This window comes from Paenirhizobium selenitireducens ATCC BAA-1503 (assembly GCF_900492185.1).
Taxonomy (GTDB): domain Bacteria; phylum Pseudomonadota; class Alphaproteobacteria; order Rhizobiales; family Rhizobiaceae; genus Allorhizobium; species Allorhizobium selenitireducens_A.
The window spans coordinates 1-445 of sequence record NZ_UEYP01000049.1; the positions used below are offsets into that span (position 1 = coordinate 1).

Annotated in this window: 1 pseudogene; it reads right to left on the bottom strand. The window is 53.9% G+C overall.

Annotated elements, in window-relative coordinates:
• A pseudogene (locus RHIZ70P_RS22675) lies at positions 1 to 445 on the bottom strand (hypothetical protein); the annotation flags it as partial.

Consider the following 445-nt stretch of genomic DNA (forward strand, 5'->3'; position numbering starts at 1 on the left):
GTTTTGTCCCCGGGAAACGGCCCCCTGTCCGACAGCAATACTGTCACGCCCTTCCGCTTTTGCTGCCTGACCGGAAGAGGCAGCTTTAAAATACTTCGTGCCTTCACGGTTCAGCATATTCACTGCATCAGCCACATTATCCGGTGTTTTATGTACACCACCATTCACCGTTGTCTTACCACCACCTGCAGTTGTCAGCTCACTGAAGGTGTCAGGAGCCAGCGCTGCTTTTCCGTCTTTCCAGACAACATTATCACCGCCAGCAATTCTGGCTGCAGATGCCAGCTGGCTCCCGTTAACCGCATCCGTGGATACCGGTGACACATTTCCGGCTGCCACATTTGTCAGAACAAGAGGCTGCTCACTGCTTATTCTGACACGGGCCGGCTCAGCCGGCGTCATTGTCAGTTTCCCGGTCGCAGCGTCTTCGGTCTGTGTGTAAAAA